Origin of the sequence: Lacrimispora algidixylanolytica (assembly GCF_003609635.1) — a bacterium.
Classification (GTDB): Bacteria; Bacillota; Clostridia; order Lachnospirales; family Lachnospiraceae; genus Lacrimispora; species Lacrimispora algidixylanolytica.
Genome location: NZ_MCIA01000031.1, coordinates 261,774 through 276,756 on the forward strand (window position 1 = coordinate 261,774; position 14,983 = coordinate 276,756).

14 protein-coding genes and 3 pseudogenes are annotated in these 14,983 nt (G+C 43.1%); 7 read left to right on the forward strand and 10 right to left on the reverse strand.

The annotated features are described in order from the left end of the window. Window positions 1-17 precede the first annotated feature (17 nt). Together arsA and BET01_RS16325 are read left to right on the forward strand one after the other, a co-directional pair. Window positions 18-1,751, forward strand: a complete 1,734-nt coding sequence (gene arsA / locus BET01_RS16320; RefSeq protein ID WP_120197899.1) for an arsenical pump-driving ATPase — start codon at window positions 18-20, stop codon at window positions 1,749-1,751. A gap of 13 nt (window positions 1,752-1,764) precedes the next feature. Beyond that, window positions 1,765-2,178 (forward strand): arsenate reductase ArsC, encoded by a 414-nt coding sequence (locus tag BET01_RS16325; RefSeq protein WP_120197901.1) that lies wholly within the window; start codon window positions 1,765-1,767, stop codon window positions 2,176-2,178. A 213-nt stretch (window positions 2,179-2,391) separates the two neighbouring features. Here BET01_RS16325 and BET01_RS16330 read toward each other — a convergent pair whose 3' ends face one another. From BET01_RS16330 to BET01_RS21640, 3 genes are all read right to left on the reverse strand, one after another. After that, window positions 2,392-3,132 carry a MerR family transcriptional regulator gene (locus BET01_RS16330; RefSeq protein ID WP_120197903.1) on the reverse strand — a complete coding sequence of 247 codons (741 nt, stop codon included), beginning with the start codon at window positions 3,130-3,132 and terminating at the stop codon, window positions 2,392-2,394. A gap of 70 nt (window positions 3,133-3,202) precedes the next feature. Continuing rightward, the gene (locus tag BET01_RS16335; protein ID WP_120197905.1) at window positions 3,203-3,670 is read right to left on the reverse strand and encodes an LURP-one-related/scramblase family protein; all 468 of its coding nucleotides are present in this window, start codon (window positions 3,668-3,670) and stop codon (window positions 3,203-3,205) included. A gap of 725 nt (window positions 3,671-4,395) precedes the next feature. Continuing rightward, a complete protein-coding gene (locus tag BET01_RS21640; protein WP_158585087.1) occupies window positions 4,396-4,569 on the reverse strand; it encodes a hypothetical protein in 174 nt (57 codons plus the stop codon). Window positions 4,570-4,607: 38 nt separating this feature from the next. Here BET01_RS21640 and BET01_RS16340 point away from each other — a divergent pair, with 38 nt between their 5' ends. Then, entirely contained in the window at window positions 4,608-6,254 is a 1,647-nt protein-coding gene (locus BET01_RS16340) for a hypothetical protein (protein ID WP_243117251.1), read from the forward strand. Between the two features lie 56 nt (window positions 6,255-6,310). After that, a pseudogene (locus BET01_RS22140) lies at window positions 6,311-6,652 on the forward strand (BclA C-terminal domain-containing protein); the annotation flags it as partial. A 153-nt stretch (window positions 6,653-6,805) separates the two neighbouring features. On the opposite strand, the gene BET01_RS16345 reads toward BET01_RS22140, so the two are convergent. The 4 genes and pseudogenes from BET01_RS16345 to BET01_RS16360 all read right to left on the reverse strand — a co-directional run. Beyond that, complete coding sequence (locus tag BET01_RS16345; RefSeq protein ID WP_120197907.1) at window positions 6,806-7,033, reverse strand: hypothetical protein; 228 nt, start codon at window positions 7,031-7,033, stop codon at window positions 6,806-6,808. Between the two features lie 175 nt (window positions 7,034-7,208). Further along, window positions 7,209-7,850 carry an endonuclease III gene (gene nth, locus BET01_RS16350; RefSeq protein WP_120197909.1) on the reverse strand — a complete coding sequence of 214 codons (642 nt, stop codon included), beginning with the start codon at window positions 7,848-7,850 and terminating at the stop codon, window positions 7,209-7,211. Window positions 7,851-7,890: 40 nt separating this feature from the next. After that, window positions 7,891-9,126, reverse strand: a pseudogene (locus BET01_RS16355) (endonuclease Q family protein); the annotation flags it as partial. Between the two features lie 34 nt (window positions 9,127-9,160). Beyond that, window positions 9,161-9,289: pseudogene (locus BET01_RS16360) on the reverse strand (DUF2992 family protein); the annotation flags it as partial. A 204-nt stretch (window positions 9,290-9,493) separates the two neighbouring features. Between BET01_RS16360 and BET01_RS16365 the strand changes: the two are divergent. Further along, entirely contained in the window at window positions 9,494-9,721 is a 228-nt protein-coding gene (locus BET01_RS16365; protein WP_120197915.1) for a hypothetical protein, read from the forward strand. Window positions 9,722-9,847: 126 nt separating this feature from the next. Continuing rightward, on the forward strand, window positions 9,848-10,858 hold the full coding sequence (locus BET01_RS16370; protein WP_120197917.1) for a hypothetical protein: 1,011 nt from the start codon (window positions 9,848-9,850) through the stop codon (window positions 10,856-10,858). A gap of 297 nt (window positions 10,859-11,155) precedes the next feature. On the opposite strand, the gene BET01_RS16375 is transcribed toward BET01_RS16370, so the two are convergent. Then, window positions 11,156-12,586: an MDR family MFS transporter gene (locus BET01_RS16375; RefSeq protein ID WP_120197919.1), complete on the reverse strand. Its 1,431-nt coding sequence runs from the start codon at window positions 12,584-12,586 to the stop codon at window positions 11,156-11,158. A gap of 217 nt (window positions 12,587-12,803) precedes the next feature. Between BET01_RS16375 and BET01_RS16380 the strand changes: the two genes are divergently transcribed. Beyond that, window positions 12,804-13,367, forward strand: coding sequence for a TetR/AcrR family transcriptional regulator (locus tag BET01_RS16380; RefSeq protein WP_120197920.1), 564 nt, complete (start codon window positions 12,804-12,806; stop codon window positions 13,365-13,367). A gap of 84 nt (window positions 13,368-13,451) precedes the next feature. Here the strand turns inward: BET01_RS16380 and BET01_RS22145 are convergent, their stop codons facing one another. Continuing rightward, window positions 13,452-13,670 carry an NAD(P)-binding protein gene (locus BET01_RS22145; RefSeq protein WP_243117253.1) on the reverse strand — a complete coding sequence of 73 codons (219 nt, stop codon included), beginning with the start codon at window positions 13,668-13,670 and terminating at the stop codon, window positions 13,452-13,454. Between the two features lie 72 nt (window positions 13,671-13,742). Beyond that, complete coding sequence (locus BET01_RS16390; RefSeq protein ID WP_120197921.1) at window positions 13,743-14,918, reverse strand: MFS transporter; 1,176 nt, start codon at window positions 14,916-14,918, stop codon at window positions 13,743-13,745. Window positions 14,919-14,983: the final 65 nt, after the last annotated feature.

A 14,983-nucleotide genomic window follows, 5' to 3' on the forward strand; every position in this document is an offset into this window, starting at 1 on the left:
GAAAAGGAGGTTCTTTAATGCAAGTGTTTGACCCAAACAAAATCACCTTAACAAAATACTTGTTTTACACAGGCAAAGGAGGCGTAGGGAAAACATCTGTTGCGTGTGCAACGGCTGTTTGTCTTGCAGACAGTGGAAAAAAGATTCTTCTTGTCAGCACAGACCCCGCCTCCAACTTGCAGGATGTATTCCATACCACACTTTCAGGGAAAGCTACTCCCATTGCAGAAGTAGCTAATCTCGATGTAGCAAATCTTGACCCTATGCAGGCAGCAGCGGAATACAGAGAAAGTGTAATTGCACCTTATCGTGGTAAGTTACCAGAATCAGTCCTTGCTAATATGGAAGAACAGCTTTCTGGTTCCTGCACGGTGGAAATTGCTGCTTTTAATGAGTTTTCTAACTTTATTACCAATAAAAGCTTAGAGCAAAAATACGACCATATTCTTTTTGACACTGCACCGACGGGGCATACCCTTAGAATGTTGCAGCTTCCTTCAGCGTGGAGCAATTTTATCAGTGAAAGTACACATGGCGCATCCTGCTTAGGGCAATTATCAGGGCTTGAAAGCAAAAAGGAAATGTATAAAACTGCGGTTGAAACACTGACAGACGGCGCACAAACAACCTTAATCCTTGTAACCCGACCAGAGACAACGCCCCTTAAAGAAATAGAGCGGGCTTCTCGCGAATTGGCTGAACTTGGCGTACTCAATCAGTCTTTGGTAATCAATGGCGTATTGGCTGATTATGACGATACCATTTCGAAAAGTCTATATGACAAACAGCAAAAAGCACTTGCAGATATGCCAAAATTGTTACAATCAATCAAAGCCTACATGATTCCCTTGCGGGCGTATAATATTACGGGCATGGAGAATGTCCGGTCATTGCTGACAAAGGATAATTATGTTATCTGTGGTGAAACCATCAAAGCAGAGAGTATTCCCCATTTACAGGATGTTATTGACGACCTATATCATAGTGGCAAAAAAGTCATTTTCACAATGGGCAAGGGTGGCGTTGGCAAAACCACACTCGCCGCCGCTATCGCTTTAGGGCTTTCTGAAAAAGGCCAAAAGGTACATCTAACCACTACCGATCCTGCAGCACACTTAAAATTTGTTCTCGATGAAAACAGCAGCATTACCATGAGCCATATTGATGAACATGTGGAACTGGCACGATATCAGAATGAAATCTTATCAAAGGCACAGGAAACCATGTCGGAAGAAGATATTGCCTATATTGAAGAAGATCTGCGTTCCCCCTGCACACAGGAAATTGCCGTGTTCCGGGCTTTTGCAGAAGTAGTGGAACGTGCGGAAAATGAAATTGTTGTCATTGATACCGCCCCTACAGGACATACGCTTTTACTCTTGGATTCTACTTTGAGCTATCACAAAGAGGTTCAAAGGACACAAGGTGATATCCCGGATTCCGTAAGAAAGCTGCTGCCACGTTTGCGGAGTACTGAAACAGAGGTCATTATTGTGGCTTTACCGGAAGCTACCCCAGTTTATGAAGCACTGCGTCTGGAAGAAGATTTGAAACGTGCTAATATTGCTACAAAATGGTGGATTGTGAATTCCTCTCTTTACCATTCAAAAACGACGAATCGTATGTTAGTAGCAAAAGCCAGCAATGAAATTCCGTGGATAAATAAAATAGCAAAACACACAAACAGCAATTTTGCTTTAATCGCTTGGACTGCAGATGATATTAAGGGTGATAAGCTAAGAGAGCTATAAAAGGAGGTTTTTCATGAATAAAGAATTAAACAAACCAAAAGTGGCATTTATTTGCGTTCACAACTCTTGCCGCAGTCAAATTGCAGAAGCGCTCGGCAAACACTTTGCTGCTGATGTGTTTGAAAGTTACTCTGCCGGAACAGAAACAAAACCCCAAATCAATCAGGATGCCGTTCGGTTAATGAAGCAACTCTATCACATTGACATGGAGAAAACACAGCATTCCAAGCTACTTTCTGAAATCCCTCCAGTTGACGTCGTTGTTACCATGGGATGCAACGTTACTTGTCCCCTTCTTCCCTGCAAACACAGGGAGGATTGGGGATTGAATGATCCAACCGGTAAAAATGATAAAGAGTATATTGAAGTTATAAAACAGATCGAAAACAATTTATTATCGCTTATAAAAAGATTTGATTCTATATAACATACAAATACTAGCGCTATCCACTTCCTATTAAAACAGAGTAATGCAAGTTCTGGATATTTCAATACTTAATTTGAATGATAAGCATATTGGACTCTGAAAGAACAGCGCATGTCAATGCAAACATAAGGCAAGATAATAAAATGCCCAGCCAATGATTGTAACAAACATAGGCCGGGCGATTTTATTTATCTAACTTAGGAGAATGGGAAATCAATGATTCTCAGCGTAGATTTTCATGGCTCTGGATAAAAAGACAGATAACCCTTCCCCATAATGATCAATATTTTTTAAGAAGCGTTCGTCTTTCACATATAATTCCCCCAATCCTGCAAATGCCTCAAGTGAATAATGATAGCCAAAATTCTTGTTGAAAAATTGGTACATCTTATTCATAGCATCTTGAGCCACCAGGGAATCTGGCTCTTCAAGACGTATCTTTCCAAGCTCCAGAAACAATTCCTCCATATTCTCTGCCACCGCATTTTGTTCCCGTGGGGACAATGAGTTTATTTTTGTATTGAACTCATTTACCGCTTCCTCTCCCCAAAGGCGGCGGGCCTCCTCCTCATACGGATTATCTCCCATTACAAATCCAGCAAATTTTTCTTTCTGTGTCATTTCTTGTTCTCCCTTCCACGACCTTATGGTCTTTTCCAGCGTGTCCAGCATGGCATCTATTCGCTCTTTTTCATGCATAAGATATTTTTTCTGTAGAACAAACGCCTTGTCCCGATCAAAACTAGGGCTGGTCAACATCATTTTAATTTCTGCAAGGGAAAATCCACAGGCTTTAAAAAACAAGATCTGCTGCAGCATATCCAAATCGTTTTCTGTATATTCCCTGTAATCGTTATCCCGATTCCTGCCAGGGCTTAACAGCCCAATTTTGTCGTAATGATGAAGCGTGCGCACGCTCACACCAGTTAAAACAGCAACCTCATTGGTATTCATTGGATTCTCCTCCTTGCAGTTTCAATCATATAGTATCACGCAGCGTAGGAGTCAAGAGTATAATTTTATTTTAGTTATTGCACTTGGCTGCATCAATTGCCAGAACTACCATAAGAGCCAGGAGACTGTCCTGCCCCTCCATTACATCAATAATATAGGTATCTGCGAGGCGTAATAGCTGCTTCTCTATGATAGCTACTGTTCTTCCAGTTGAGGACAGTATACTGTAGTCCCACTCCAGAAAACTTCCTTCTACACGCCAGCCATTACAGTCAACAGAGAAAGAAGGCTTAAAGAAGGTAAACTCTTTGCGTATGGTCCCCATGGTCTGCCCGTTTATCTGGATATCAAAACAAGGAAGAAACGTTATAATACGCTCATTTAACGTTGCCATATAATTATCGAAGCGATCATATACTTCAAGTTTGTGACCCCAGGCCAGTTTTCCTCTAACCGTGTATACAGTATTTCCGTTTTCATCATAAATATCATAACTGTCAAGCCAGGAGAATAGGCGTTGTTTAAACATTAATTTCATAGTGTTTTACATTCCTTTCGTAATAATGTCACAAGTCAAATAAATATCTTATTTGCAAAACATTAGATGACTTAGATATAAAAACTGATTTTATATTTAGCAGTGCCACTGTATTCGACTACCATTACACTTTAATAGTTGCTTATTTTTTATTATAACAGATTAATAACTATTTACATAATTTCTTTAACATATCGTTTATTCAATCTATATCTTTTCCTGATACATCTGACAAAGATTTTGAATATGAAAAATCTCAATATTTATAATCCATAGCATTACATACTACACTGATAAGTTTGTAGTACTCTTACATTGGTGATTAAATTCTCAAGAATTAGCTAGTGCCATATTTCAACCAAAAATGTACCAATTACTAAAAAATGCATATTAGATATAAAGAGGTTATATAAAGATAATTATCTGACAGTTCTCTATAAATATTAGCAAGGGTACAAATATTGGATATTGTTCATAAAATATATTGGCATGATTATTTATAGGTACATGTCAGAAATATCATGAAATGGAGGATTTAATATGGCTAATAGTGCACTTCAAATAGAGCTAAATGCAGCTACTACCGTAGCTTCAGGTGCAAACGTTCTATTTGATACCATAGTCTATTTATCTGGGGGAATTACCTATAACCCGGCCACTGGTGTAATAACTTTTACAGAGGCTGGGAGGTTCGTAATCGATTGGTGGCTTGCCACTCAATCTTCTCAATCTACAAATGGGGCATCATTTGCTCTGTCATCTTCACAAGGAGATTTTCTAGAGGGAAATTCTCCTATAAAAACTGGAGAGGTCTTTGGAATTGGAATTGTCGAAGTTATAGCAGCTCCAGTTACTTTGTCACTTATAAATAATAGTGATGCAACGATTTTTTTCTCCATGATCGTTCCATTAAAAGGGACTTTAGTCATCGTAGAAGATGATCTTACAACTGGGCCTACGGGTGATACTGGACCTACGGGTGATACTGGACCTACGGGACCTACCGGTGATACCGGACTTACTGGACCTACCGGCGATACCGGGTCTACTGGGCCTACGGGACCGACTGGCAATACTGGACCGACCGGTGATACCGGGGATACCGGACCTACTGGACCATCTGGAGATACTGGGCCTACTGGAGCTACTGGACCTACTGGAGCTACCGGACCTACCGGCGATACTGGACCTACCGGCAATACTGGACCTACCGGCGATACTGGGCCTACCGGCGATACTGGGCCAACTGGACCTACTGGTGACACGGGACCTACTGGACCGACTGGCGATACTGGACCGACTGGACCTACCGGACCTACCGGAGATACTGGGCCTACCGGCGATACTGGACCTACCGGCGATACTGGACCGACTGGACCTACTGGTGACACGGGACCTACTGGACCGACTGGCGATACTGGACCTACCGGACCTACCGGAGATACTGGGCCTACCGGCGATACTGGACCTACTGGACCTACCGGCGATACTGGTCCTACTGGACCTACTGGCGATACCGGGCCTACTGGACCTACCGGCGATACCGGGCCTACTGGAACTACCGGCGACACGGGACCTACCGGCGACACTGGACCTACTGGACCTACCGGCGATACCGGGCCTACTGGACCTACCGGTGACACTGGACCTACTGGACCTACCGGCGACACTGGACCTACCGGCGATACCGGGCCTACTGGACCTACCGGCGACACTGGACCTACCGGCGACACTGGACCTACTGGACCTACCGGCGACACTGGACCTACCGGCGATACCGGGCCTACTGGACCGACTGGTGATACTGGAACTACCGGCGACACTGGACCTACTGGACCTACCGGCGACACTGGACCGACTGGACCTACCGGCGATACCGGGCCTACTGGACCTACTGGTGATACTGGACCTACCGGCGATACCGGACCTACTGGACCTACCGGCGATACCGGACCTACTGGACCGACTGGACCTACAGGCGATACTGGACCGACTGGACCTACAGGCGATACTGGACCTACCGGCGCTACCGGGCCTACTGGACCTACAGGCGCTACTGGACCGACTGGCGACACTGGGCCTACTGGACCGACTGGTGCTACTGGACCGACTGGGCCGACCGGCGATACTGGACCGACTGGGCCGACCGGCGCTACTGGACCGACTGGGCCGACCGGCGCTACTGGGCCTACTGGACCGACCGGCGATACTGGACCGACTGGGCCTACCGGCGATACTGGACCGACTGGACCGACTGGTGCTACTGGACCGACTGGGCCGACCGGCGATACTGGACCGACTGGGCCGACCGGCGCTACTGGGCCTACTGGACCGACCGGCGATACTGGACCGACTGGGCCTACCGGCGATACTGGACCGACTGGGCCGACCGGCGCTACTGGACCGACTGGTGACACTGGGCCGACTGGACCTACCGGCGATACTGGACCGACTGGGCCGACCGGCGATACTGGACCGACTGGACCGACTGGACCCACAGGCGATACTGGGCCCACTGGACCTACCGGCGATACTGGACCGACTGGACCGACTGGCGATACTGGACCAACTGGGGCAGGTGTAACAACTTTTGGTTTCGCCTATCAATTAGCAACTCTTGTAGATGCTACCGTTGTCGGAGGCGCAGATGTTCCGTTTAGCAATAATGGTCCTTTGGCTGGAGTTACCCACACTGCGGGAACAACCACGGTAACGGTTCCAACAGCCGGCGTCTATCAGATTGATTATTATGTCAGCATTACAGCTGGTATAGGCTCGGCAATCGCAATTGCAGTAAATGGTACCGTAGATCCTTCAACTACTGTTTCAGCTCTTGTAGCTGTTGGAGAAATCTCAGGTACCGCAATGCTTACTTTAGCTGCAGGTGATGTACTGACTCTGAGAAATAACTCTGCTGTGCCATTGACATTAACTCTTGCACCAAGTGTAGGAGCTCAGTTTAACGTCATAGCTTTAGGTTAATTTAATTAAAAGCTGGGCACTAGCCGAACATAATCGGTTAGTGCCTAGCTTCAATTGTACATTTTTATGTTTACTTAATTAGGATTGAATAAGACTAACGAGAATAAACAACAACGGAATATACATATACGAGATAAACTCTTGTTTTTCTGTCTAGACCATAACAGTGGTCACAACAAGTAAAACGAAAACCAATAAATTTAATACCACAGATACCAACGCCCCAATTCCAGCAGCCTTGGCAGACTTTGGATTTGTGGTTTTCCAAACCAAGAATAAAATCAGACCTACTAGCGGAATAAAGAAACCTAAAACAGACCACCAGTTGCTTCCCTGCTGTACATTTTCTACATCTACTCTTTGCTCAATTGTACTCTCCATACTCTATTTCACCTCTCAATAATATAGACAATAAAGTTCCGCCTATATTATAAAACAAAAATCGACAAAAATTACTGTCATGTAATCATTTGCAGCTTTCATGTAATAATTAGCATCATTTCATTAAAAAAGAAGCCGTCCCGCTACAAAAAAAGCAGATCCGACTTCTTTATTACTAATCCATTTTTTTCTCACACCACGCTTCCAGCACGCACTCCCCACATTTTGCCTTCCTTGCAGTGCAAACTGCCCTTCCATGGTAAATCAACTGAAAATTAATCCGGTTCCAGTGTTCCTCTTCCAAAACATCTTGCAACTCCAGCTCAACTTGTACTGGATCTTTTCCAGTCGCCCAGCCCAGACGTCTGGATATTCGGAATACATGGGTATCAACCGTAACTCCTGGAATTCCATAGGCATCGGAACGATATAAGGTTGCAGTTTTCCTACCTACTCCAGCCAGGCATAGGAGTCCTTCCATATCCTCTGGAACTTCTCCACCGAACTCTTCCATAATCTGCTGACAGCATTTCTTCAAATTCTTCGCCTTATTTTTATAAAGACCGATGGAACGGATCGCATCTTCAATTTCGTCCAGAGACGCTTCCGCCATATTTTCTGCATTAGGAAACCGGTTGAATAACTGAGGCAACACCTCTTCCACCTGTTTGTCCGTACTCTGTGCACTTAGCATAATGGCTGCTAAAAGCTGCCAGGGCTGTTGGTGATAGAAACTCTCCTTTGTCACACCATAAATTTCATCCAATTTAGCAAGAGACTTTTTTATATGCTCCCGATTTATCTCTTCCGTTATCATGTGTACTTTCCTCCTGCATCTAATTGCAGATTTATTTTTTAATTTCCCCAGGTTCAAACAGGCGTATGGTTCCATATTCCCCATCATATCCAGGGTTGCATATTACCTTTTTCGCCCTAAGACGGGTAATGCCTTCGGCAATCCATTCACCGGAAATCTTTCTTATTTCCTCTATTGGTACGGTTCTTAAAATTGAAAATTCGGTTCCTAAGGATGTTATCAATTCCTCGTACTGGTTCTGGACCCGTTTACTGGCAAGGGTATAACCTGTGGATGCCGCAACGACCTCCAAAAGTGGTACCAAACTCTCGAATGGCTTTCCTCCTGAAAGTACAATTTCATCACTCCTGTCAGCTAGCTGATCAATCCGATGAGATACCCCTGTGGTCAGTTTCCTGCCGCAAACCGGACATTTTCCATCGTATTGCTGCGCCTGAGCAGGGGAAAGACAAAGATTGCATTTTCTATGACCATCATAATAATACTTTCCCTCTTCCGGAAAAAATTCAATGGTTCCTTCCAATCCGATTCCTGTATTGATGGCTTCAGATAATCCTTGATAGGATAAATCAATATTCATAAGATTGGCTTCTCTTCCCATCTTTGAGGGAGAGTGAGCATCCGAATTGGATAGAAGCTGAAACCGATCCAAAGCGGACAGCCTCCGGATCATGGTGGGATCGGACGAAAGTCCGGTTTCCAGAGCATGGATGTGCGGCGTTAAATCTTCAAAGCATTCCTCGATGGTATCAAAACCGGAGAATGCCCCAAATAAGGAGAAATGAGGCGTCCAGATATGGGCTGGGAAAAATATGGCTTCAGGGCATGAATCTAAAGCCATTTCCAACAGATCACGACAATCTAATCCCAGAATAGGTCTACCGTCAGAATGAAGATTGCCTACGGTCTCCAGCTTCGTAGAAAGACGTTCTGCTGCTTCTAATCCAGGAAGTAAAATGACACTGTGAACCTTTCTCACCTTTCCATTCTTCTTATATATGGTACTGATTTCTCCAGAAACAACAAACCTCGGTGTCTTTGATTCCGGTCGGTATCCTGAATCCAGGCAGTATTCTTCTTTTAATTGGTATAGTCCTTCTTCCGCTGGAATCAGTTTATCCTTTAACTCTTCACGCCAAGCCCTGTGGGTAAAGTCTCCGGTTCCCAATATATCAATTCCCTTTCGCCTTGCCCATAGGTCAAGATATTCCGGTGTACATTCCTTGCTGGTTGCTCTGGAATAGTGGGAATGAATGTGTAAATCTGCTATATACATTTTATCACCTGCTTTTCTATAGAGAAAAGGGGCATCATCTGCCCCTGTGCTTCTCCTTTTTTTTATGCTGCTTCTGCTCAAACTGAAGCTGTTTCCTGGCTTCCTTTTTATCTCGTGCCAATTCTTTTCGCTCCTGTTTTACTTCCTCTTGCTGTAATTTCATTGTTCAGACTCATTTTCCGTCCGGACTACCAACCGGATCTTCATGGCAAATACCACAAGCTGTGTTTTTATCTTTGTAAGCATATTATAACATGACTGTATTTTTGAGGGAAGACCCATCTTCTTCCTCGATTATTATCAAATTTGACTCTATAAATTTTTTATGCTAGGATATGCCTATCAATTAGGAGAAAGGATTTTTCAGATGAATATTATGAATTTAATGCAATTAAAGGAAGCTTGGGGCGTTTTTAAAGAAAATCATCCTAAATTCCCCTTGTTTTTAGATGCGGCTTCCAGAAGCGGCCTTAAAGAAGGAAGTGTGATAGAGATTAATATCACAACACCAGAAGGAAAAACTCTCGCCACCAACCTAAAAATAAAAGACTCTGACCTTAAGCTTTTTGAACAGTTAAAAGCTTCCTTTAAATAAGGACTCCTCTGTAAAAACCATTGTTGTATTTACCAAAATATGGTACAATGAACCAACCATAATGGTAAAAAGCTTCGCAGGCCATTTTGCTGTGCCTGCGAACTACAACAGGAGGATTAAAACGGAATGAAACATTCTATAAAAATATTTACCGTTGCATTACTTCTGTCCCTCTTTATGACATCGTCAGCCTTTGCCGGAACCTGGAAAGAGGATTCTAACGGATGGCGATGGCAGGAAAAAGAGCAACTATCCCCGGTTTCTTCTTGGGAATGGATTGATTCTAATAAAGACGGAATGGCAGAACGTTATTATTTCGATGAAAACGGTTATTTACTCACGAATACCACCACGCCCGACGGCTATACAGTCAACGAAGCTGGAGCCTGGGTGGCTGACGGTATCGTAAGACAAAAGGCAGCTAACCCTGCCGCCGCTTCTACTGCAAAAAAAGAAGGAAAGGAACTCTATTTTAATGCCATCCAAAAGAGTTCTGAATTAACCGGCCTAGATGTTAGCGGTGACATACATATGAGCCTTACTTATTCTGATATGGAGATTCCTATTTCTATGAAGCTGGGTTTAAAATACCATGACATCAATACTCCAAACATGGAATTTCTTTCTGAGTCAGCGATGCAGATGTTGGGAACAAAGGATTCTCACCAATCCTTTTATACGAATGGTACCTACTATTCCAACGGAGGCGCCAATAAAAAGTATCAGATGAAGATTGGCCATGAAGATATGACGAAAAACCTGACTCTTGGCGGACTGACCGGTCAGTTTTGGGCATTTATAGACAATGTTCAGATTGCAGATAACGAATCAGGTGGTAAGACTCTCTTATATGCCAGTAGTGGAGAAGGAATGGAATCATATCTTAGCAACATCAATAACCGAATATGGCCATTGCTAAATGAGCTGGACTATAAGATAGACGGAATAAGCGGTAAAGCATTCCTTACACCGGAAGGATATTTTTCAAAGGAAGACATCACCGTGTACATGACAGTGGATGAAGATGATGACACTGCTGGATTTACCATGAACATCAGACTGGACTACAACAATCCAGGTCAAACGGTTGCCATCTCGTTTCCTTCTACGGAAGGATATGAAGTAGTCGTTTACTAGAGAGAAAAAGAGTGGAAACCATGAGCCTCCCCCAAAAGTCAGACCTAAAAATCTAACATTTGGAGGGAGGTTTTTTACGAAAAAAAGTACCCTTCCGTTCCAAGAAAAACCAAAGAGCACTACATATTAAGATACAGTCCATGATTGGGATGAGTATGGCTACGGCGATATGATTGTTAATTCGGCATATTCAAGTCTTTAGCTTGGACATAAGATTCTTTGTGAATATGTTTCAAAGATACCGAATTCATGCTTACCCCATCAGGCCATCTCTTTCCCTTCGGTTAATTCTTTTTTCTATTCTGATTTTTTATATTTTGTTAAAAATAGTGTTGGTATTATAGCAATCACTGTAAAACCAACGGACCACCAAAAGGCAACATTATATGCACTTGTAACAGCTTGTATATCAGTTACGGAATGGCCGGATAGCTGATGCTCTACAATAGTTGCAAGTATCGCAGATCCGAATGCACTGCCGATTGTCTGTAATATCCTCGTACCAATACTGGCGTGAGGAATCTGATCTTTGCTTAATCCCACATAGGAGGAAACCATAATTGGAATGAACACTCCGCCCAGACCCGCTCCCCGTATTAGTAGTGCCACAGCTAACAGGACTTGACTTGTTCCGGAATTCGCAAAGGCGAATGGCAGTGTACCTATTGCAGTGATTACGAGGCTTACCAAGACTATTGGGCGCGCTCCTATGCGGTCGGTCAATTTTCCCATCTGACTTCTCGTCAATAACATACCAATTCCTTGAGGAAGCAACAAGAGGCCGGCAAACAAAACGTTTTCGCCATGCACCTGCTGATAATATAATGGCAGAAGAAGCATTCCTCCGTTTGTGATGATACCCGACATGAAAAGCAAAATGGTTGAAATGGAAAAATTGCGTGATTGAAACAGATGCAAGTCAAGCACTGGCGAAATCTTCGTGCGTAAGGCGTAGACAATAAACGCGGCCATCAGCATTAATCCGATAAATGCAGGAACAAACACTGCACTGCTGTTTAGTCCACCATGAGATGCTATTTGTGCAATTCCATAAATGAGTGAGGCAAATGCGGGAGATAACAGCAGAATGCCGACAATGTCAAGGGGCTGTTTCTCGTCGGAGGGGCCGTCCTTTGGTATTCCCCACAAGGCTAACAATAAGGCGATAATGGTCACCGGAATATTAACATAGAAAATCCAACGCCAGCCTAAGCTGTTCACAATAATTCCGCCTAACACCGGACCAAGAATCGGTGCCAGCATCATGGGTATGCTAGTAATGGAAGCCATACGTCCCATATTACGGCCACCAGATAGTTGAAAAAGCATGGTTGTCATAGTTGGCATCAATAAACCTGCGCCGATTCCCTGCAGAAGCCGGAACCCGATCAGGAAACCTATATTCTGTGACAGCGATGAAAGAATGGAACCCGCAAGAAATAGTGCCAGAGAAAATTGATACAGCCGCTTGCCACCAAAACGATTCATAGCCCAGCCCGAAATTGGTACAGCCATGGCCATCGCCAGCACATATCCCGTAATGACCCACTGGATGACTGAAACAGTGCTTTTTAAGTCACCTGCTAAGGTTTTTATGGCCACATTGACCATGGTCGAATCTAATAAGGGCGCCAGAGCCCCAAACACTAAGATTAATGATACTTTAAGCAGGACCGGGTCAAGCTTTTCATTCTGAGGTTTTGAATCGTTTACCTTATTTTTTGCCATATTAGAGCCTCCTTTTTATAGGATCTTTTATAGAACTTTCAAAAACGTCAGGCAAAAGTATGATTCTGCCTATACATGGTTGTATCTCGTTCTTATAAAGACCTTTTATTAAACAACAACTTGTTGTATCATAATACTATAACAATTTTTGACGCTACATCAACCGACAATCATGGGGGACTTGTCGGTTTTTTAGGAGTCGATGGAGGAACATTCTATGAACAAGCAGCCTGAAATTACTATGCAAACAAGAAAAAATTTAATAGATGCGTTCTGGCAAATATACTGTGAAAAACGAATCGAAAAAATCACAATAAAAGATATCACAACTAAGGCGGGTTACAACAGAGGTACATTCTATGAATATTTTATCGATATCTACGATGTGCTAGAGCAAATAGAAGCTTCCATTTTACCGGATTTGGAAAAGCACAAAGTCATCATGATAGATACGAATGCTCAACTGCCGCTCAAACATCTTATCGAGGTGTACAGCCGAAACAAAAAGTACTTTGTTATCCTATTAGGAAAAAACGGAGATCCCGCATTTCATGAAAAGCTTAAAAACGTATACAAAGCATTGTTGCGACCGCGCCTTCAATCACTCAGTTCGGATGACTTTATATTGGAATGCACGTTGGAATGTGCGGTATCCGCTTTGATCGGTGTGATGACATATTGCTTTACGCAGGAAGAAGACCCCGATATCCCAAAGATGGTGCAGTTTCTGGAGAACCTTATAAATGGTGGGTATAATAAAATAGTCAATCTGATATTTTAAACTATTTAAACAATCATTCTTTTTTATTTTAATGGTAGTGATAGATGAATGAGTTTTCCCGATTGGTGCAGCCGCTTTTATTCGCTATTTCTTTACAACCCACAACAATTTTAAAATTACCATAGCAATCTCAGGAAACATTTCAAGTATATCAACTTGTTTTCCTTTATCTTTTGTCAGGCTATACCCAAGTACAACGCCAGTAAGTCCACCGCCTATAACAACCACCTTTCGCAGGGCCGCACAGAAAAGAAGAAGCCCAGCAGAAAATGCTGAGCTGATAAATAACTTGTCGTTTACCATATAATTTTATTATAATTGGAGGTTTTTCATATTGCTATAAGTTTTATACCTTCCCCCTGTATAGCAGGGGGTTTATGCCTTTGACCGCTGCTGATATCGTATGCTGATCACAAAAAGAATAGGGAATATGATTGCTGCCAAAATTCCCACTTTAAGATTATTTTCAAAAATTCCAGAAACCTGACCGACTAACGTAGGGCCTGTGGAGCAGCCTAAATCTCCAGCTAGAGCAAGAAATGCAAACATAGCAGTTCCCCCTCCCCGCATAGAAGCTGATGCCATACTAAAGGTTCCTGGCCACATAATACCTACTGACAGACCGCATATTCCACATCCAATTAACCCCAGTGCTGGATGGGGAGACAGTGAAATCAGCAAATAAGAAGCAATGCACAAGATTCCGCTATACGTCATCATCTTTTGTAAATCTATTTTTTCTCCATACTTTCCGTACAATGCTCTTGAAGTCCCCATCATAGCTGCAAAGAACATAGGACCAGCAAGGTCACCCACGGCTTTTTTAACCTTGAGTCCTTCCTCTGCAAAGGCCGAAGCCCATTGGCTGACTGCCTGTTCACCAGCTCCTGCACAAACCATCAGTATCATAAAGATCCAGAAAATCTTTTTTCCAATCAGCGTCCGAAAGGAAATTCCTTCATTCTCTTTTACCAGAGGTGCAATTGGAACTTTAAAGAAAGAGATCATGTTGACCAATGGAACCACTGCCCATAACAGGGCCAGTATTCTCCAATTTTCCACTCCCAGCAAAACGAAAAATATGGTGGAAATCAAAACAACCCCAACATGGCCCCAGCAATAGAAGGAATGCAGCATACTCATGGCTTTTTCCTTATTATTTGTTGGACATGCCTCGACTACCGGACTAACTAAGACCTCTAAAAGTCCTCCTCCCGCGCCGTAAATCATGACTGCTAAAAGAAGACCAATCCAGGGATTTGAAAATAAGCCTGGAAGCAGAGCCAAGGAGATTAGACCAATTGCACATAGTGCTAGAGCTGTGATCATGGAAATCCGATAACCAACCCGATCAATGACTCCTGCTGATATAAGATCCACGAGTAGCTGTATACCAAAATTAAAGGTGACAAGCAAGGCAATCTTTGACAATGAGATGCCATACTCTTTTTCAAACGTAAGAAACAGAAGCGGTACAAAATTGTTAATGATTGCCTGAACAATGTAACTGGTAAAACAGGCACGAATGGTTTTATTATAATCCTGACTCATTCCCTTTCCTCCCAAATCTCATTTGTTGTATTATATCGCATAACAAAATATGATTCTTGCAAATT

Bases quoted from the DNA above. Each gene is read 5' to 3' on its own strand.
- nth (WP_120197909.1), bottom strand. From the start codon at position 7,850: ATGATAACGGAAGAGATAAATCGGGAGCATATAAAAAAGTCTCTTGCT.
- BET01_RS16345 (WP_120197907.1), bottom strand. From the start codon at position 7,033: ATGGAGAGTACAATTGAGCAAAGAGTAGATGTAGAAAATGTACAGCAG.
- BET01_RS16325 (WP_120197901.1), top strand. From the start codon at position 1,765: ATGAATAAAGAATTAAACAAACCAAAAGTGGCATTTATTTGCGTTCAC.
- BET01_RS16365 (WP_120197915.1), top strand. From the start codon at position 9,494: ATGAATATTATGAATTTAATGCAATTAAAGGAAGCTTGGGGCGTTTTT.
- BET01_RS22145 (WP_243117253.1), bottom strand. From the start codon at position 13,670: ATGGTAAACGACAAGTTATTTATCAGCTCAGCATTTTCTGCTGGGCTT.
- BET01_RS16340 (WP_243117251.1), top strand. From the start codon at position 4,608: ATGATCTTACAACTGGGCCTACGGGTGATACTGGACCTACGGGTGATA.
- BET01_RS16390 (WP_120197921.1), bottom strand. From the start codon at position 14,918: ATGAGTCAGGATTATAATAAAACCATTCGTGCCTGTTTTACCAGTTAC.
- BET01_RS21640 (WP_158585087.1), bottom strand. From the start codon at position 4,569: ATGGAGAAAAAAATCGTTGCATCACTATTATTTATAAGTGACAAAGTA.
- BET01_RS16380 (WP_120197920.1), top strand. From the start codon at position 12,804: ATGAACAAGCAGCCTGAAATTACTATGCAAACAAGAAAAAATTTAATA.
- arsA (WP_120197899.1), top strand. From the start codon at position 18: ATGCAAGTGTTTGACCCAAACAAAATCACCTTAACAAAATACTTGTTT.
- BET01_RS16335 (WP_120197905.1), bottom strand. From the start codon at position 3,670: ATGAAATTAATGTTTAAACAACGCCTATTCTCCTGGCTTGACAGTTAT.
- BET01_RS16370 (WP_120197917.1), top strand. From the start codon at position 9,848: ATGAAACATTCTATAAAAATATTTACCGTTGCATTACTTCTGTCCCTC.
- BET01_RS16375 (WP_120197919.1), bottom strand. From the start codon at position 12,586: ATGGCAAAAAATAAGGTAAACGATTCAAAACCTCAGAATGAAAAGCTT.
- BET01_RS16330 (WP_120197903.1), bottom strand. From the start codon at position 3,132: ATGAATACCAATGAGGTTGCTGTTTTAACTGGTGTGAGCGTGCGCACG.